This is a genomic window from Amaricoccus macauensis (assembly GCF_014201905.1).
GTDB lineage: Bacteria > Pseudomonadota > Alphaproteobacteria > Rhodobacterales > Rhodobacteraceae > Amaricoccus > Amaricoccus macauensis.
Genome location: NZ_JACHFM010000008.1, coordinates 25,867 through 42,902 on the forward strand (window position 1 = coordinate 25,867; position 17,036 = coordinate 42,902).

A 17,036-nucleotide genomic window follows, 5' to 3' on the forward strand; every position below is an offset into this window, starting at 1 on the left:
AGGACGGATACGGTATGCCATCGTCGTTTCCTCCAAAGTCTTGCTTTTGCGCCGGACCCGCCGACAAGCAGCGGGTCGAGGTCGGAATCGGTCGTCCGAGGCCGGCTGGAGCCGGCCGGGGGGGTCGATCACTTCACGATCAGATGCTCCGGCCCATACGGGAAGCCGGTGACGTTCCTGTTGCCGTCCTCGGTGACGACGAGGATGTCGTGCTCGCGGTAGCCCCCGGCGCCCGCCATTCCCTCGGGGATGGTGATCATCGGCTCCATCGACACGACCATGCCGGGCTCGAGCACGGTCTCGCAGTCCTCGCGGAGCTCGAGGCCGGCTTCGCGGCCGTAGTAGTGGCAGAGCACGCCGAACGAGTGGCCGTAGCCGAAGCTGCGGTACTGGAGCAGGTTCTTCTCCGCATACATCGCGTTGAGCTCCTTGGCGATGTCCGAGCACTTGTTGCCGGGCACCAGCAGCTCCTTGCCGCGATCGTGGACGTCGCAGTTGAACTGCCAGAGCCGGATGTGCTCGTCGGTCGCGCTCTCGGCGAAGAGGGTGCGCTCGAGCGCGACGTAGTAGCCGGCGACCATCGGGAAGCAGTTTAGCGAGAGGATGTCGCCCTTCTCGATCTTGCGGCTGGTGACCGGGTTGTGGGCGCCGTCGGTGTTGAGGCCGGACTGGAACCAAGTCCAGGTGTCGAGGAGCTCGCCGTGCGGCCAGGTCCTGGCGATCTCGCGGACCATGGTGGCGGTCGAGTGCAGCGCCACCTCGTGCTCGGGGGTCCCGACCTTCGTCGCCTCGACGCAGGCGGCGCCGCCGATGTCGGCGATGCGGGTCATCTCGGTGATGTGGGCGATCTCCTCGGCCGACTTGATCATGCGGAGTCGCATGGAGGGCGCGGCGATGTCGACGAACTCCATGCCCGGGAACTCGGACTTGAGCAGGTTCAGGGTATCGATGTTGATGTGGTCGAACTCGATGCCGAGCCGCTTGACGCCGCCGGTCAGGGTGCGGACGGCGTGGAAGTAGTTGTCCTTCTGCCAGTCGGTGTAGGTGACGTTGCCGCCGAAGGTGCGCCGCGCCGGCTGGCCGCCGTCGATGCCGGCCGAGATCGAGGTCGCGGCGTCGGGAGTGACGACAAAGCCGTAGCGCCGGCCGAAGTAGCAGAAGAGGAAGTCGGAGTAATAGTTGATGCAGTGGTAGGAGGTGAACAGCGCCGCGTCGATCTTTGCATCGGCCATGTGGGCGCGGATCGCGTCGAGCCGGCGCTGCATCTCGGCCGCCGAGAAGGTTGGCGTCACCTTGGGGCCATTCTTGGTGTAGTCCTGAAGGCGCTCACGCTCGAGCACGAGGCTGGTCATCGGGGATTCCTCCTGTGGTTAATGACGGGGAGTTTCCCGTTCCGAGCGCCCTCTTGTCAAAAGATGGTTTCTCAGGGAACAATGAGGTGAGCTCATGGAGGAGGCTATGGTTCAAGCACCGCTCGGCGCGCTCCGCACGTTCGAGGCCGTTGCCCGGCACGGCAGCTTCAGCCGGGCAGCCAACGAGCTCTGCGTGACCCAGTCGGCGGTCAGCCACCAGATGCGCGGGCTCGAGGCCTGGTTCGGAGTGCCCTTGTTCGAGCGGCATGGCAACCGTATGGCGCTCATGCCCCACAGCGCGGAGCTCGGCGCGGCGCTCGGGCGGTCGTTCGGGGACATCGAGGCATCCTGCCGGCGGGCGCGGCGGGCCGGCGGGCCGGTGACGCTGACAGTTGCGGTGATTCCGTCGGTGGCGATCTGCTGGCTGATTCCGCGGCTCGGCGCCTTCCGTGCTCTGGCGCCGGGGTTCGAGGTGCGGATCGTCTATGCGATCCACGGGCAGCCGATCGACTTCAACGACGTCGATCTCGCGGTGGTCTTCGCTGACGCGCCGCCGGATCTGGCCGGGATGGCGGTCACGCCGTTCCTGCCCGGGCTGACGGCGCCGGTCTGCGCCCCGCACCTCGGGGGTCCGCGCACCGCGGCCGAGATGCTCGCCGCCGGGTTGCTGCATGACACCGACGCCAGCGGCTGGCGCGACTGGTTCGACGCGACGGGCGAGCCGGAGGTGGCGGTGGCCGCCGGGCCGGTCTTCGAGGACTTCAACCTGTTGCGCGCCGCGGCGCTGGCGGGGCAGGGGGTCGCGCTCTGCGCGCTGGCGATCATCGCCGATGACCTGCGCGAGGAGCGGCTGGTTCAGCTCTCCGACCGGCTGATCCGGGCCGAATACGGCTACTACATCGTGACCCAGCGCACGGCCGAGGAGCCGTCCGGGGCGGTCGGCCGGTTCCGCGCGTGGCTGCTGTCGACGGCGCCAACGCCTTAGGCGGGCGACCGCCGGATCAGCCGCCGGGCAGGACGTGGCCGGCCTCGGGGCCCCAGGACATCCAGACCTTGTCGCCGGGCGAAAGGGTTAGGCGGGCGAGCTCGTCGTGGCTCTTCTGCGCCCGCAACTCCTCGCCGCCGGGACCTTCGAGGTGGACGACGGCGGTGGCGCCGACGAACTCCTCGGCGAGGACGGTGGCCTCGAGCGCGTTGCCGCTTTCCGGGCGGCTGCCGCTCAGCTGCATCCGGTCGTCGGAGACGACGAACGTCGCATCGTCGCCCGGACGTAGTGCGGCGGCCAGCTCGCCCAAGGGGGCCGCGAAAGTGCCGGCAGGGGTCTCGACGCGGATGCCGCCGCCGGCCGCCTCGGCAACCCGACCCGCGAAGACGTTCGAGGATCCGAGGAACTCGGCGACGAAGCGGGTCCGCGGCGAGCGGTAAATCTCCTGTGGCGCGCCGATCTGCTCGATGCGGCCGCGGCTCATAATGACGACGCGGTCGGCCATCGAGAAGGCCTCGGACTGCGAATGGGTGACGTAGACGAAAGTGATCCCGAGCTCGCGCTGCAGGTTCGAGAGCACCGCCTGCATCCGCACCTTGAGATGGGCGTCGAGTGCGGAGAGCGGCTCGTCGAGGAGCAGGATCTCGGGCTCTGTGACCAGCGAACGGGCGAGCGCGACGCGCTGGCGCTGGCCGCCCGAAAGGTGGGCGACGTTGCGATCGGCGAACTCGGTGATCTGCATCCGCTCGAGCCACTTGTCGGCGCGCTGGCGCCGCTCGGCCTTGCCGACCCCGCGCATCCGGAGGGAGAACTCGACGTTCTCGCGCACTGTGAGGAAGGGAAAGAGTGCGAGGCTCTGCCAGACCATCGGCGTGTCGCGCTGCCACGTAGGCAGGTCGTTGATCCGCTCGCCTGCAAGACGGATTTCGCCCTCGGTCGGGGCCTCGAGGCCGGCGAGCATCCGCAGCGTGGTAGTCTTGCCGCAGCCGCTCGACCCCATGATGGCGAGGAACTCGCCTTTGTGGATCTCGAGGTGCATCGGCTCGACGGCGACGAAGTCGCCGAAGCGCTTGCCGACACGGTCGAAGGCGACGAGGGGTTCGCTGGTCATGACGGCGTTTCCTTCACTGACCGGCTTTCCCGCCGGTGCTGCGTTTCATCAGGAGGATCTGGGCGAGGATCACCAGGGTCATCGAGGTAAGGAAGACGAAGGTCCCGATCACGTTGATCTTCGGGCTGACCTGGCCCTGCAGGAAGCCGAGGACCTTGACCGGCAGCGTCTCGTTGAGGCCAGAGACGAACCACGACACCGCGAACTCGTCGAAGGAGACTGCCATGGTGATGAACAGAGCCGCGAAGATCGCTGGCCGGCAGAAGGGGATGATGACATGGCGCATCGCCACCCATTGCGAGGCCCCGAGGTTCCAGGCGGCGGCCTCGAGCGAGGCGTCCATCTGCGACAGCCTGAGCCGGATGATCGCCATGGCGAAGGGGGCGCACATCACGACGTGGGCGATGATGACCGAGTGGATGCCGCCCGAAAGACCGATGTTGGCGAGGAAGGCGAGCATCGCGAGCCCGAGGATGACGACCGGAATCGTCGGCGGCAGCAGCGCCAGCGCGAGATAGAGCGACTTGCCGAAGAAGTTGTAGCGGAAGTCGGTGTAGGCAGCGCCGAAACCGAGGGCGGTCGCGAGCACCGAAACGGTGATGCCGGCGATCAGCGTGTTGCGCAGGCCCTCCCAGACCAGCGGGTCGGCGGCCACCTGCTGGTACCAGGTGAGCGAGAAGCCTCCGAGCGGCAGGGAGGGGAAGCGGTCGACGTTGAAGGAGAAGACGAAGCTCGCGGCGATCGGCGCGAAGACGAAGGCGAAGGTCAGGAGCAGGTAGGCCCGGAGGCCCCACTCAACCGGCGCGCTACGGTTGAAGTCGCTCATCGGCCACGCTCCTTGTAGGCGAACCGCACAGCGGCGAAGGCGATCACGAGCAGCGTCGCGATCATCACGAGCGCCACGACGGCGGCCCGTGGCCACTGCTGGCCCGACTTGGTGGTGTCGGTGATCAGGATCGAGAGGGTCGGAGGGTCGCCGCCGCCGAGGTAGAGCGGGCTGACGAAGTCGCCGAAGGTCAGGATGAAGCAGAAGAGCGCAGCGATGGTCAGACCGACCCGGGCCGCCGGGACCACCACCTCGAAGACGGTCCTGAGTCGGCCGCAGCGCAGGTTGTGCGCGGCCTCGACAAGCGTGCGGTCGACGAAGATCAAACTGAACAGCTGCAGGAGGATCACGAGCGGAAGGCACAGGGTCAGGTAGCCGACCATGGTGCCGAAGTTCGAGTTAAGCATCGGGAACGGCCCGAGCCCGATCTTCGCGAGCAGGGCGTTGATGATGCCGTTGTCGGAAAGGAAGATTTGCCAAGAGTAGACCCTCACCAGGTAGCTGGTGAAGAACGGGATCACCATCAGGAAGATCGCCCAGCGCCGTGCGGTCTCGGAGAGCTTGAAAGCGATGGCGTAAGAGGCCGGGAAGGCGACGGCGCTCGTCACGATCGCCGCGGTCGCCGAGAGCAGCAGCGTGCGAAGGTAGGCCTCCCAGAACACCGACCGACCGAGCATGCGCGACCAGTTGTCCGGGTTGAAGTCCGGCTCCATGCGGAAGTTGCGCACCGACCAGAAGCTCAGCGCCACCAGGAAGAGGAGCGGCGCGAGGAAGAAGATCATCTGCCAGAGCAGCATCGGTAGCGAGAAGGTCAGGCCGTATAGCGAGACCGTCTTGCGGGCGCGACCCGGCGCGGGAGCTCCCGCAGGCCGTGCCTGACCCGGCATCTCCCTGCGGGCCGGCACGGGCCCGGCCGCAAGGCCGGACCGATCGGAGGCGGTCATGCGCCCTTGTAGTCCGACCAGAAGTCGTTCCAGTCCTCAAGGCTCTGCTGGAACGGCAGCTGGCGGTACTTGATTCTGCCTTGGCGGATCATCTCGACCGCGTTGCTCGGATCGTCAAGAAGCATCCCCTGGCGCTTGGCCTCCGCGGGGTCCTCCTTGGAGAGGAGCTCCCATCCCGCCTTGTTCGGTATCAGCGCGGGATAGGCGGCCATGGTCGCCGACTTCACCTGGCCCTGGGCCGAGGTGATGTACTGGATCCATTTCTTCGCGAGATCGGCCTTGGCCGAGCCCTTGCCGATCGAGAAGGACTCGGTCCACTGCAAGCCGCCCTCCTCGGGGATGACGCTGCGGACCTTGGCGCCGTTGCGCTCGAGGGTGCCGGTTATCCAGTCGCCGATCCCGGCCATCGCCAGCATCTGGCCGCTCTGCAGCGAGGAGAAGGTACCGCCGTAGTCGAAGAAGCCGCCAATCTGCGGGCGGAGCGTCATCATCTTCTCCTGCACCGCCTCCCAGGCATCCTCGTCGATGTCGTAGGGCGAGGCGTTGCCCTGCAACAGGCTAATCTGGCCGAGGTTCGGCAGGTGCCAGTCGAAGTGCCCGACCTTGCCGGTCAGCTTCTCGGACCAGTAGACGTTGTAGGTCGAGGCCTCCTTCTCGGTGATCGCGTCGGTGTTGTAGGCAACGCCCAGGAAGCCAAACCTGGTCAGGACCGAAAACAGCTTGCCGTCCTGCCAGTGCCCGGGAAATTGCTGGAACTCCGGGAAATACTCGCCGAAGGGATAGTCCGCCGGATCGAGCTCCTCGATGTATCCGGCCGCGTTCAGCTGCTGGACGTATTCGGCGTCCGACAGGATCACGTCGAAGGTGCCGGGAGGCGACTGGGCGATCAGGCCGAGCATGTTGTCGCCACCGGTATAATATTTCGGCTTGAACTTGACGTTGTGCTCGGCCTCGAAGGCGGCCACCACGTCCGGCTCGGCATGGCCATACCAGGCGAGCATGGTGAGCTCGACTGGTTGCGCGAAGGCGCGACGATTGAGGAACGGCGTCGCAAGAACGCCTCCGGCAAGAGCCGTCGCGCCCTTGAGGAAATGGCGACGCGTCCCGGAGGACGAGCTCAGGTCTGACATTGGCGTTTCTCCACCTTGTGGCACAGAAATCCTAACAGAAAGGGTTCCATCAGGAAAATCGATTGACAAAATAGAACCATAAATCTGGCAAATGATCGCGCCTACAATCCGCGCAACTCGCCAAGCGCGCGAGTGGGGTCGCCCGAAGTGCCAGCGGCGTCGAGCTGGCTGATCACATGGTTGATCAGGCCAAGACCGGCGCTGGTCAGACGAGGGTGTTTGTAGAACAGACCAACCCGAATGTCCTCGAGGGATGGCAGACCCTCCTCGGGACCGAGCACACGCATGCCGGGCAGCAGCGTATGCCGCGTCAGGGCGCTCACCCCGAGGCCGTTGACGACGGCGTTCTGCAAGCCGGAGATGCCAGGGCTCGTGTAGGCGATCCGCCACCGGATGCGGGCGGCATCGAGGGCGCGTATCATCCGGGCGCGGTAGGTGCATCCGTCGGGGTGGGCCGCGATCGGTAGACCCGCCTTGATGCTGATTCGCCCGTGCTCGGCACCCGCCCAGATCGGACGCTCGATCCAGGAGCGGGAGAGATACTGCTTGCGCTCGGTATCGACCATCGCGATCACGAGGTCGAGCTCGTCCGCACGCATCCGCTCGAGGATCACCGAGCTGAGGCCGCAGTGAACCTCCAGGAGAACTTCGGGATGCTTCCGGACGTGGTCGGTGATGACCCCCTGCAGGAACGCAACCCCATAGTCGCTCGGCAGGCCGACGCGAAGGATGCCCGAATGCCTGGCGCGGCTAAAGAGAGCCGCCGCCTGATCGTTCAGCCGCAGAATATCGCGCGCATAGCTCAGCAGCATCTCGCCATCGGGCGTAAGCCGGAAGGATCGGCCCTCCTGGCGCAGAAGCGGCCGGCCAACGAGCTCCTCGAGGCGGCGCATCTGCAGCGATATCGCGGGCTGGCTTCTGCCAAGCGCCGTCCCGGCCTTCGTGAAGCTACCGAGGTCAATGACGGAGACGAATGCGCGCAGCAGGTCAGTCTGCAGATTGATCAGCGGATGATACATGTTCGATGCTGATGGCAGGATGAGAACAATAAATTTATCATATACGGGGGTTCGGGTCTATCCCGCTCGATGTGTCCGACCTGGAGGTTACCCATGCCGAATGCCACCGTCTTCGCCGCCGAGCTGGCCTGGCCCGACTACGATGCCCGGGTCCGGGATGGCGCGGTTCCGATTCTGCTGCCGATCGGCTCGATGGAACAACACGGCCACCATATGCCGATGCACGTCGACGTGCTGCTGCCGGTGGAGTTCTCGCGGCGCGTTGCCGAGCAGGTCGGCGCGCTGGTCGCGCCACCCTTCACCTACGGCTACAAGTCCCACCAGAAGTCTGGCGGCGGCAACCACCTGCCGGGGACGACGAGCCTCGACGGCGCCACCCTCGTTGCCGCGCTGCGCGACGTCATCAAGGAGTTCGCGCGGCACGGCGTGCGCCGCATCTGCCTGATGAACGGCCATTTCGAGAATTCCTGGTTCATCGTCGAGGGCATCGACCTGGCGTTGCGCGAGCTGCGCTGGGACGGGATCGCCGAAATGAAGATCGTGGTGCTGTCCTACTGGGACTTCGTCGATCCGGCGACGATCGAACGGCTTTACCCGGATGGCTTCACCGGCTGGGCCCTTGAGCACGGCGGGGTGCTGGAGACCTCGCTGATGCTGGCGCTTCATCCGCACCTCGTCGCGCTCGAACGGGCCGTCGACCATCCGCCGGCCGTCTTCCCGCCCTACGACGTCTATCCGCCGCGCCCGGACTGGACGCCGCCCAGCGGTACGCTGTCCTCGCCGCGGCAGGCGTCGAAGGAGAAGGGCGAGATCCTGCTCGAGGTCTGCACCACCGGCATCGTGCAGGCGCTCTGCACCGAGTTTCCGGCTGCCGCGCACACGTAAGCACCGGCGCCTGCGGGCCAGACATGCTGCGGAACCCTCAATGCCACGCGCGCGGGCTGACCTCATGCGGATCGGCTTCGCGGCGCTGACCGTCGCCTATGTTCTCAGCCAGTTCTATCGCGCTTTCCTCGCGGTGCTGGCGCCGGTGCTGAACGCCGACATCGGCGCGAGTGCCGAGGATCTCGCCTTCGCCTCGGGCATCTGGCTGGCGGCGTTCGCCGGGCTCCAGCTGCCGATCGGTTACGCGCTCGACTACCTCGGTCCGCGCCGCACCGCCGGCGGGCTCGTGCTGGCCGCAGTCGGGGCGGCGGTCTTCGCCGTCGCCCATGGCCCGACCATGGTGACGGTCGCGATGGCGCTGATCGGAGCCGGCTGCGCGCCGGCACTGATGGTCTCGCTCTACATCTTCGCCCGAGCCTACCCGCCCGCGATGTTCGCGAGCCTCACGGGACTGCTGATCGGCGTGAGCTCGGTTGGCAACCTCGCCGCCGCGACCCCGATGGCCTGGGCGGCGGAAACTATCGGCTGGCGCGCCTGCCTCTGGGGGCTGGCGATAGTGACGCTCCTGATCACGCTCGCGCTCTTCGCCTTCGTCCGTGACTCGCCCCGCGCCGCCGCCGCCGGGCACGATGGCGCGGGGCTTCTCGCGCTGATGCGGGCGCCTTCCGTGTTGCTTCTCGTGCCCCTCACCTTCGCCCACTACGCCCCGGTCGCGGGTGTCCGCGGGCTCTGGGTCGGCCCCTACCTCGCGGACGTCTTCCATCTCGACGCGCTGGCTCTCGGCAGCGCATCCCTCGCGATGGGCATCGCGATGATCCTCGGGAGCCTCGCCTACGGCCCGCTCGACCGGCTGCTCGGAACTCGCAAGGGGGTGCTGCTCGGCGGCAACCTCGCGCTCGCAGCGGCGCTCCTCGGGCTCTGGGCCTGGCCAGCGGCGGAGCTCGGCCTCGCCGTCTCGCTCCTCCGCGCCGTCGGCTTCTTCGGCTCTTCCTACCCGCTGATGATCGCGCACGGGCGGAGCTTCTTTCCCCACCATTTGGCGGGGCGCGGCGTCACGTTCCTGAATCTCCTGGCCATGGGTGGCGCCGGCCTGGCGCAGATCGCGAGCGGGCGGGTCTATGCTGCGGTGACCGCCGGCCGGCCAGCCGACGCCTCTGCCGCTCACGCGTCGGTCTTTCTCTTCTTCGGCCTGCTCGTGCTTGTCGCTTGCGTTCCTTACACCTTTTCGCGCGACAGACTCGATTGAAGAGGTACGGCCGGGTTTGGGCGCCGGGCGCGACGGGGGCTCGGCCTCGTCGGCGCGCTACTCTGCGCTGCCGGCTTCTTCGAGTTTCCTACCCGCTGATGATCGCGGTCTCGGGGTTGCCCGCTGACTGGCGGCGAGAATCACCTGACCCGGTTCTAGCTCTTGTCGCCTCGGGTCGTTCAAGCGAAGACTCCCGGTTTTCTAGCCGCAGCGCGGGCTGGCGCCGGCTCCTGTCATTCGGCGCCAAGCGCGCGACTCTGTAGCGACACCCGGGACGACCTCCACATTTCTATGTTGAAAGGATATCCTACAAGTGGATATAGGGCAGATAACCCATCGGCGAGGAAATGGATGTGAGGCCCATCTCCGCACTCAAGAGGCCCCCTTCGCTGCATGTGTCCGTCCAGGAAAGCCTGCGGAGCTACATTGCCGAGAACCACCTCGAAGCGGGCGCGCCGCTGCCCGCAGAGGGCGACCTTGCCCAGCAACTCGGCGTCAGCCGCAACTCGGTGCGCGAGAGTATTAAGGCGCTCGAGTCTGTCGGCGTGCTCGAGGTCCGGCGCGGCAGCGGCGTTTTCGTCAAGGCGTTCTCGTTCGAGCCGCTGCTCGACAATCTCACCTACGGGCTCGGGGACGTCCTCACCCAGATCGAGAACGTCGTCGCCGTGCGCCGCGCGCTCGAGCTTGGCATGATCGACCGGACCCTCGAGCAGATCGAGCCCGAAGATATCCGCGACCTCCGTACCACGCTCGGAGCGATGCGCGACCACGCCGAGCGCGGCGAGGCGGCGCCCGAGGCCGACCGGCAGTTCCATGTCTTGCTGTTCCGGTGCCTCGACAACGCCATCCTGACACGGCTGATCGAGGTGTTCTGGCTCGCCTTCTACCGGGCGTCGAACTTCACTGATCTGACCAACCCCGATCCCCTGCAGACGTGGCGGGATCACGTCGCGATCGTCGATGCGATCGAGGCTCGCGACCTCGCCTCGGTGCGGGACCAGCTCGACAGACATTACCAGGGGATCATGCAGGTGATCGCCTTCAACAAATTCGGCCATTCCAACGGGAGGGAACTATGAGACTGGGAATGCTCGCTTCGGCGCTGGCGGTGACGGCCGCGCTCGCCACCGGCTCGACGATGCTCGCGCTGCCGGCCGTGGCGCAGGACGGGGCCACCATCACGGGCGGCTTCGATGTCGGCCCGGGCGGCCTGCAGGGCAACTTCAACCCGCTCGCCGCCACTGCGGGCTTCACCTGGCTCGTCACCTATTTCGAGCCGCTGGTGATCTGGAACGCCGAGCTCACGAGGATCGAGGGCGCGCTCGCAGAGTCCTTCGAGGTCAGCGACGACCAGCTCACCTATACCTTCAAGCTCGCCGAGGCCAAATGGCATGACGGCGAGGCGTTCACCTCGGCCGACGTGGCCTTCACCATCAGGCTGGCGCAGAACGACAAGTCCGGCTCGGTGCTCGCCGCGCGCCTCGGCTCGATCGCCTCGGTCGAGACGCCCGACGAGCGCACGGCCGTGATCAAGCTGTCGAAGCCGGCCGCCAATATGCTCGACACGTTGACCAAGCTGATGATGCTGCCCGAGCACGCGCTCTCGAAGATCCCAGTCGAGGAGCTCGCCAAGAACGCCTGGTGGTCGGCGACGCCGATCGGGACCGGTCCGTTCAAGTTCTCGCGCTACGCGACTGACCAGTACGTCGAGGTAGTGGCGAATCCCGACTACCGCGGCGGCGCTCCCGAGGCCGCGCGGCTCATCAACCGCTACTTCAAGGATCCGGCGGCCGCCATCGCCGCGCTTCGGGCCGGCGAGATCCAGTTCACCTACGTCGACTCGAACGACGTCTCGACCTTCGCCGACGCCGCCGCCTTCGAGGTGATCGAGGGGCCTTCCCTCGTCGTCAATTACGTCGGCTTCAATCAGGAGGTCCCGCTCTGGAAGGACCTGCGCGTCCGGCAGGCATTCATGTACGCCATCAACCGGGACGCGATCATCCAGAGCCTCTACGGCGGTGCGGCCGAGGCGGCGAACTGCGTCTATACCGTCGATCAGTTCGTGCCGGAGGGGATCGAGGCGTTCGCCTACGATCCGGAGAAGGCGAAGGCGTTGCTCGACGAGGCCGGCTGGGCCGAGCTGAACGGCGACAAGCCGATCACCATCCTGACCTACTACACCTCGCCGCTCGTGACGAACGTGCTCGCGGCCATGCAGGCGATGCTCGCTCAGGTCGGGATCAACATCGTGCCACGCGCCGTCGACACGCCCACCTACAACTCGATCGTCTATGGCGAGACCTACGGGGACTTCCCGCTGATCTTCGCCGGTCTGCAGAACGGCCCCGATCCGAGCAACATCAACATCGGGCTGAACGAGAGCCAGATCCCGCCGGCCGGCGCCAACATCATGCGGGTGCAAATGCCGGAAGTGACCGCTGCGCTCGACGCCGCGCTCGGCGAGACCGATGCCGCCGCGCGTGACGTTGCCTTCCAGGAGGTGTGCAAGGCGACAAACGCCAACTTGCCGTGGGCGACGATGTGGGTGGCGAACCGCTACGGCGTCGCCTCGACGAAGCTCGAGAACTTCGTCTGGACCCCTGCCCCAGCCGGTGGACCCTTCCAGGCGCATCCCGAGAAGTGGTCGGTCGCACAGTGACCTGACGCGGTGATCTGAACCAGCCCGGGGCGGCCGCACGCCGGCCGCCTCCAGCCCAGCTTTCGGATGGCGCACCATGCTTCGCTACACCTTGCACCGCCTTCTCATCGGAGCGGGGATGCTCCTCGCGCTCTCGGTCCTGATCTTCATCCTGCTCCGGCTGACGCCGGGTGACCCGATCGACGCCTACATCGACCCCAACGTCGCGATATCCCAGGAGGAGATGGCGGCACTGCGGACCCGGCTCGGGCTCGACCAGCCGCTCCCCGTGCAATACTTCGCGTGGCTGTCGCAGGCGGTGCAGGGGAACCTCGGCTACTCGATACAGCGCTTCGACCAGACGGTTGCGGGGCTGATCGCGCAGCGGATGGGGCCGACACTGCTCCTGATGGCCGCGGGGCTTACCATCGCCATCGTCGTCGGGATCACCGCTGGCGTCATCGGAGCGATCCGCCGCAACACCTTGCCGGACCTCTCGCTGTCGGTGCTGGCGCTCGTCGGCATCTCGAGCCCGGCCTTCCTGACGGCGCTCCTCGGGCTCTACGTGTTCTCGGTGCGCCTGCACTGGACCCCGTCGGGAGGAATGCTGACCCCGGCAACGCCGTTCTCGCTCCTCGATCTCCTCCACCACCTGATCCTCCCGGCGATCGTGCTGTCGGTCGGATACACCTCGCTCATCATGCGCTACACCCGCGCCTCGATGCTCGAGGTTCTGAACCAGGACTACGTGCGGACCGCGCGCGCCAAGGGCGTCAAGGAGTTCTGGGTGATCGTCAAGCACACGCTCAGGAATGCGCTGCTGCCGGTCGTCACGCTCATCGGCTCGACCATCGGCCTCGCGGTCGGGGGGGCGATCTTCATCGAGACCGTCTTCAATTGGCCGGGGATGGGGCTCCTGCTCGTCGATGCCGTCGGCACCCGCGACTATCCGGTCATCATGGGCGCGACGCTCGTCATCGGCGCCGCCGTGATCGTGGTCAACATCCTGACAGACCTCACCTATGCGGTCGTCGACCCACGCATCAAGGTGGCCTGACATGAGCGCACTCACCCTCTCTGCCTCCGGTCCGCTGGCGCGGTCGATCGTCCGCTTCGTCGACAACCGGGCCGCGCTCTTCGGGCTGGCGGTGCTCGTCCCGATGCTGCTCGCGATCCTCACTTACCCGCTGTGGCTTCCCTACAAGCCGAACGACATCGACCTCCTGGCGATGAACGCCGGCCCGTCGGCCACCCACTGGTTCGGCACCGACGGCGTAGGGCGCGACGTGTTTGCCCGGACGCTCGAGGGCGGGCGCATCTCGCTCCTCGTCGCGGTTTCCTCGGTGGTGCTCTCGACCGCGATTGGCTTTCTCGTCGGCGCGATCTCGGCCTTCGGCGGACGCTGGGCGGATGCGATCGCCATGCGCAGCGTCGACCTCGCGATGACGCTGCCGCCGATCATCTTCCTGCTCGTGCTCGCCTCGATCATCGGCTCGGGCATCTGGTCGACGGTCATCGTCATCGCGCTGCTCTCGTGGCCGGTGCTGTCGCGCATGGTCCGCGCCCGCCTGCTCGAGCTGCGCGAGCGCGACTTCGTCATGGCCTCGCGCGGCATGGGCGCGGGCATGGGACACCTGCTTTTCCGCCACGGCCTGCCGAACTCGATCGACATCCTCGTGGTCTACGCGACCCTTCAGGTGGCGAACGCCATCCTGCTCGAGGCCGGGCTCTCGTTCCTCGGCCTCGGCGTGCCGCCCCCCGCGGCGAGCTGGGGCAACATGCTGAACGCGGCGCGCTCGACCGCGGTGCTCGAGCAGTTCCCCTGGCAGTGGCTGTTCCCCGGCGGGGCGCTGGTGGTGACGGTTCTCGCGATCAACTTCATCGGTGACGGCCTCCGTGACGCCTTCGACCCCCGTGCCGACCTCTAAGGACAGGAAAGACAGAAAATGCCGAAGTTCCAGGGCGTCGTGCCCCCCGTTGTCACCCCGTACAACGCCGACTTCTCGGTCGACTACTCGTCCTACACCCGGGTGCTCGAGCACCTGATCGGCGGCGGCTGCCACGGCCTCTTCGTGCTCGGCTCGACGAGCGAGGTGACGTTCTTCGACGAGGCGACGCGGCGGAAGATCCTCGAGCATACGGTCAAAGTGGTGAACGGTCGGGTGCCGGTCATCACCGGCGTCCTCGACCCCGCTACCGACCGGGTGATCAGCCACGCGAAGGTGGCGCAGTCGATCGGGGTGGATGCCGTGGTGGCGACGGCGCCCTTCTACACCATCACCAGCCAGTCCGAGATCCTCGAGCACTTCCGCATCCTGCGCGGCGCGCTCGACCTGCCGGTCATCGCCTACGACATCCCGGTCTGCGTGCACGTGAAGCTCGCCCGCCAGACGGTGGTGACGCTGGCGAGGGAAGGCGCGCTCGCCGGCCTCAAGGACAGCTCGGGCGACGACGGCAACTTCCGCTACGTGCTTTTCGACCTCGCCGACGACAAGGACTTCTTCCTGATGACCGGGTCGGAGATCGTCGTCGACAGCGTGCTCCAGATGGGCGCGCACGGGGTAGTGCCGGGCCTCGCCAACGTCGATCCGCACGGCTACGTCCGGCTCTGGGACGCGGCGCAGAAGGGCGACTGGACGGCGGCGAAGAAGGAGCAGGAGCGGCTCTGCCGTCTCTTCGAGATCGTCTGGGTGGCCGCGGGACGGGTCAGCGGCGGCGCCACCGGCGTCGGCGGCTTCAAGACCGCGATGCGCAGCCTCGGGATCATCGACACCAACGCCATGGCCCGCCCGCGCCAGCCGCTGAACGACGCCGAGGCCAAAGGCGTCGACGACATCCTGCGCGCGGTGGGGCTCAAATGAACGCGATCGCCACCGGCACCGACCCGATCCTCGAGATCGACGGCCTGCGCACGGAGTTCCGCCTGCGCGGCGGCACGATCACCGCGGTCAACGATCTCGACCTCACGATCCGCCCGGGCGAGACGGTGGCGCTCGTCGGCGAGTCGGGCTCCGGCAAGTCGGTGACGAGCCTGTCGGTGATGCGGCTCCTCGCCCGCAAGGTCGGCGCGATCGCCGCGGGCAGCGTCCGCTTCCGTGGCAAGGACGGCACGGTGCGCGACCTCGTGACCCTCGACGAGGAGTCGATGCGGCAGGTGCGCGGCAACGACATCGCCATGGTGTTCCAGGAGCCGATGACGAGCCTGAACCCGGTCTACACCATCGGCGACCAGATCTCGGAGCCGATGCGCGTCCACCAGGGCACGCCGAAGGGCGAGGCATGGGACGCGGCGGTGGCGCTCTTGGAGAAGGTCGGCATCCCCGATCCGCGCCGGCGCGCCGGGCAGTACCCGCACGAGCTCTCGGGCGGCATGCGCCAGCGCGCCACCATCGCCATGGCGCTCGCCTGCGACCCGATGCTGCTCATTGCCGACGAGCCGACCACGGCGCTCGACGTGACTATCCAGGCGCAGATCCTCGAGCTAATGCAGGCGCTCCAGCGCGACACCGGGATGGGGATGCTGTTCGTGACCCACAACCTCGGCGTCGTCGCCGAGATCGCCCATCGGGTCGCGGTGATGTACGCCGGCCGCCTCATCGAGGACGGGCCGGTGCGCGAGGTATTCCGCAACCCGCGCCACCCCTACACGGTCGGGCTGCTCAAATCGATGCCGAAGCTCGGCGACGCGACGCGCATGAAGAAGGCCGGCGAGACGCTCAACGCCATTCCCGGCATGGTTCCGAGCCTCAGGAACCTGCCCTCCGGCTGTTCGTTTGCGCCGCGCTGCAGCTACGCGATCGACGCCTGCCGCGCCGCCGTCCCGCCGCTCGCCGCTGTGAGCGAAAACCATCACAGCCGCTGCATCCGCTGGCAGGAGGTCCGCCCATGATCGAGACGTTGCTCGCCGTCCGCGACCTCGCCAAGCACTATCCGTCGCAGGGCACGACGCTCCGCATCCTCGAGAACATCTCCTTCGACGTCGCGAAGGGCGAGGTCGTCGGGCTCGTCGGCGAGTCGGGCAGCGGCAAGACCACGATCGGCCGCGCCGTGCTGCGCCTGATCGAGCCGACGTCGGGCACCGTCACCTTCGACGGCACCGAGCTCACCACGCTCTCCGCCGGCGAGATGCGCCGCCAGCGACCGCGGATGCAGTACATATTCCAGGACCCCTTCGCGAGCCTGTCGCCGCGCATGACCATCGGCGAGATCCTGACCGAGGGGCTGAAGATCCAAAAGATCGGGACCGCGAAAGAGCGCGAGGAGCGCGCGCGCAAGGCGCTCGAGCATGTCGACCTGCCGGCCGACGCCTACAACCGCTATGCGCACGAGTTTTCCGGCGGCCAGCGCCAGCGCGTCGGCATCGCCCGTGCCCTGGCGCTCGCGCCCGAGTTCATCGTCGCCGACGAGCCGGTGTCGGCGCTCGACGTGTCGATCCAGGCGCAGGTCGTCAACCTGCTGCGCGAGCTGCAGCAGCGGCTCGGACTGACGATGCTCTTCATCAGCCACGACCTCGCGGTCGTCGAGTTCATCTGCGACCGGGTGATCGTGCTCTATCTCGGGCGGATCATGGAGATCGCCTCGAGCGAGGACCTCTACGCGAGCCCGCAGCATCCCTACACCCGCGCGCTCCTCTCAGCGATCCCGATGCCCGACCCGGACGCCAAGGCCGACCGCCAGATCCTGAAGGGCGACGTGCCGAGTCCGGCCAACCCGCCGTCGGGCTGCGTCTTCCGCACCCGATGCCCAGTGGCGCTCGAGGCCTGCGCGGGCGCGGTTCCGGCGTTGCGCGAGGTCGCTCCGGGGCACTTCAAGGCCTGCATCCGCGACGACCTCGGCTGACAAGGCCGGGGCGCGAGCCCCGTGGGATTTCGCGGCCCGCTTCGCAGGACCGCGCCGAACA

General features: G+C 67.2%; 16 protein-coding genes. 10 read left to right on the forward strand and 6 right to left on the reverse strand.

Features of this window, described 5'->3' with window-relative positions; all coding sequences use genetic code 11:
- Positions 1–128: 128 nt before the first annotated feature.
- Positions 129–1,352 carry an aminopeptidase P family protein gene (locus tag HNP73_RS21855; RefSeq protein ID WP_184155219.1) on the reverse strand — a complete coding sequence of 408 codons (1,224 nt, stop codon included), beginning with the start codon at positions 1,350–1,352 and terminating at the stop codon, positions 129–131.
- 106 nt (positions 1,353–1,458) lie between these two features.
- Here HNP73_RS21855 and HNP73_RS21860 point away from each other — a divergent pair, with 106 nt between their 5' ends.
- Positions 1,459–2,337: a LysR family transcriptional regulator gene (locus HNP73_RS21860; protein ID WP_184155222.1), complete on the forward strand. Its 879-nt coding sequence runs from the start codon at positions 1,459–1,461 to the stop codon at positions 2,335–2,337.
- A gap of 16 nt (positions 2,338–2,353) precedes the next feature.
- On the opposite strand, the gene HNP73_RS21865 is transcribed toward HNP73_RS21860, so the two are convergent.
- From HNP73_RS21865 to HNP73_RS21885, 5 genes are all read right to left on the reverse strand, one after another.
- Positions 2,354–3,448 (reverse strand): ABC transporter ATP-binding protein, encoded by a 1,095-nt coding sequence (locus HNP73_RS21865; RefSeq protein ID WP_184155224.1) that lies wholly within the window; start codon positions 3,446–3,448, stop codon positions 2,354–2,356.
- A 13-nt stretch (positions 3,449–3,461) separates the two neighbouring features.
- A complete protein-coding gene (locus HNP73_RS21870) occupies positions 3,462–4,274 on the reverse strand; it encodes an ABC transporter permease (RefSeq protein WP_184155227.1) in 813 nt (270 codons plus the stop codon).
- Positions 4,271–5,071, reverse strand: coding sequence for an ABC transporter permease (locus HNP73_RS21875; protein WP_246400032.1), 801 nt, complete (start codon positions 5,069–5,071; stop codon positions 4,271–4,273). The genes HNP73_RS21870 and HNP73_RS21875 overlap by 4 nt, the downstream gene beginning before the upstream one ends.
- A gap of 143 nt (positions 5,072–5,214) precedes the next feature.
- Positions 5,215–6,348 carry an extracellular solute-binding protein gene (locus HNP73_RS21880; RefSeq protein ID WP_184155230.1) on the reverse strand — a complete coding sequence of 378 codons (1,134 nt, stop codon included), beginning with the start codon at positions 6,346–6,348 and terminating at the stop codon, positions 5,215–5,217.
- Between the two features lie 101 nt (positions 6,349–6,449).
- Positions 6,450–7,367, reverse strand: coding sequence for a LysR substrate-binding domain-containing protein (locus tag HNP73_RS21885; protein WP_184155234.1), 918 nt, complete (start codon positions 7,365–7,367; stop codon positions 6,450–6,452).
- A 93-nt stretch (positions 7,368–7,460) separates the two neighbouring features.
- Here HNP73_RS21885 and HNP73_RS21890 point away from each other — a divergent pair, with 93 nt between their 5' ends.
- From HNP73_RS21890 to HNP73_RS21930, 9 genes are all read left to right on the forward strand, one after another.
- Positions 7,461–8,252: a creatininase gene (locus HNP73_RS21890; RefSeq protein WP_184155237.1), complete on the forward strand. Its 792-nt coding sequence runs from the start codon at positions 7,461–7,463 to the stop codon at positions 8,250–8,252.
- Between the two features lie 64 nt (positions 8,253–8,316).
- A complete protein-coding gene (locus HNP73_RS21895) occupies positions 8,317–9,498 on the forward strand; it encodes an MFS transporter (RefSeq protein ID WP_184155315.1) in 1,182 nt (393 codons plus the stop codon).
- 353 nt (positions 9,499–9,851) lie between these two features.
- On the forward strand, positions 9,852–10,577 hold the full coding sequence (locus HNP73_RS21900; protein ID WP_221289006.1) for an FCD domain-containing protein: 726 nt from the start codon (positions 9,852–9,854) through the stop codon (positions 10,575–10,577).
- Positions 10,574–12,157 carry an ABC transporter substrate-binding protein gene (locus tag HNP73_RS21905; RefSeq protein ID WP_184155244.1) on the forward strand — a complete coding sequence of 528 codons (1,584 nt, stop codon included), beginning with the start codon at positions 10,574–10,576 and terminating at the stop codon, positions 12,155–12,157. Before HNP73_RS21900 ends, HNP73_RS21905 begins: the two co-directional genes overlap by 4 nt.
- 76 nt (positions 12,158–12,233) lie before the next feature.
- Positions 12,234–13,193, forward strand: coding sequence for an ABC transporter permease (locus HNP73_RS21910; protein WP_184155247.1), 960 nt, complete (start codon positions 12,234–12,236; stop codon positions 13,191–13,193).
- A gap of 1 nt (position 13,194) precedes the next feature.
- A complete protein-coding gene (locus HNP73_RS21915; protein WP_221289010.1) occupies positions 13,195–14,064 on the forward strand; it encodes an ABC transporter permease in 870 nt (289 codons plus the stop codon).
- A gap of 18 nt (positions 14,065–14,082) precedes the next feature.
- The gene (locus tag HNP73_RS21920; RefSeq protein ID WP_184155253.1) at positions 14,083–14,997 is read left to right on the forward strand and encodes a dihydrodipicolinate synthase family protein; all 915 of its coding nucleotides are present in this window, start codon (positions 14,083–14,085) and stop codon (positions 14,995–14,997) included.
- Positions 14,994–16,025 (forward strand): ABC transporter ATP-binding protein, encoded by a 1,032-nt coding sequence (locus HNP73_RS21925; RefSeq protein ID WP_184155256.1) that lies wholly within the window; start codon positions 14,994–14,996, stop codon positions 16,023–16,025. Before HNP73_RS21920 ends, HNP73_RS21925 begins: the two co-directional genes overlap by 4 nt.
- Positions 16,022–16,975: an ABC transporter ATP-binding protein gene (locus HNP73_RS21930; protein ID WP_184155259.1), complete on the forward strand. Its 954-nt coding sequence runs from the start codon at positions 16,022–16,024 to the stop codon at positions 16,973–16,975. The genes HNP73_RS21925 and HNP73_RS21930 overlap by 4 nt, the downstream gene beginning before the upstream one ends.
- Positions 16,976–17,036 lie beyond the last annotated feature (61 nt).

Excerpts from the sequence above, each read along its gene's own strand:
- HNP73_RS21870 (WP_184155227.1), bottom strand. The coding sequence starts at position 4,274 with ATGAGCGACTTCAACCGTAGCGCGCCGGTTGAGTGGGGCCTCCGGGCC.
- HNP73_RS21875 (WP_246400032.1), bottom strand. The coding sequence starts at position 5,071 with ATGCTGCTCTGGCAGATGATCTTCTTCCTCGCGCCGCTCCTCTTCCTG.
- HNP73_RS21890 (WP_184155237.1), top strand. The coding sequence starts at position 7,461 with ATGCCGAATGCCACCGTCTTCGCCGCCGAGCTGGCCTGGCCCGACTAC.
- HNP73_RS21865 (WP_184155224.1), bottom strand. The coding sequence starts at position 3,448 with ATGACCAGCGAACCCCTCGTCGCCTTCGACCGTGTCGGCAAGCGCTTC.
- HNP73_RS21915 (WP_221289010.1), top strand. The coding sequence starts at position 13,195 with ATGAGCGCACTCACCCTCTCTGCCTCCGGTCCGCTGGCGCGGTCGATC.
- HNP73_RS21905 (WP_184155244.1), top strand. The coding sequence starts at position 10,574 with ATGAGACTGGGAATGCTCGCTTCGGCGCTGGCGGTGACGGCCGCGCTC.
- HNP73_RS21860 (WP_184155222.1), top strand. The coding sequence starts at position 1,459 with ATGGTTCAAGCACCGCTCGGCGCGCTCCGCACGTTCGAGGCCGTTGCC.
- HNP73_RS21885 (WP_184155234.1), bottom strand. The coding sequence starts at position 7,367 with ATGTATCATCCGCTGATCAATCTGCAGACTGACCTGCTGCGCGCATTC.
- HNP73_RS21920 (WP_184155253.1), top strand. The coding sequence starts at position 14,083 with ATGCCGAAGTTCCAGGGCGTCGTGCCCCCCGTTGTCACCCCGTACAAC.
- HNP73_RS21880 (WP_184155230.1), bottom strand. The coding sequence starts at position 6,348 with ATGTCAGACCTGAGCTCGTCCTCCGGGACGCGTCGCCATTTCCTCAAG.
- HNP73_RS21910 (WP_184155247.1), top strand. The coding sequence starts at position 12,234 with ATGCTTCGCTACACCTTGCACCGCCTTCTCATCGGAGCGGGGATGCTC.
- HNP73_RS21925 (WP_184155256.1), top strand. The coding sequence starts at position 14,994 with ATGAACGCGATCGCCACCGGCACCGACCCGATCCTCGAGATCGACGGC.
- HNP73_RS21855 (WP_184155219.1), bottom strand. The coding sequence starts at position 1,352 with ATGACCAGCCTCGTGCTCGAGCGTGAGCGCCTTCAGGACTACACCAAG.
- HNP73_RS21895 (WP_184155315.1), top strand. The coding sequence starts at position 8,317 with ATGCGGATCGGCTTCGCGGCGCTGACCGTCGCCTATGTTCTCAGCCAG.
- HNP73_RS21930 (WP_184155259.1), top strand. The coding sequence starts at position 16,022 with ATGATCGAGACGTTGCTCGCCGTCCGCGACCTCGCCAAGCACTATCCG.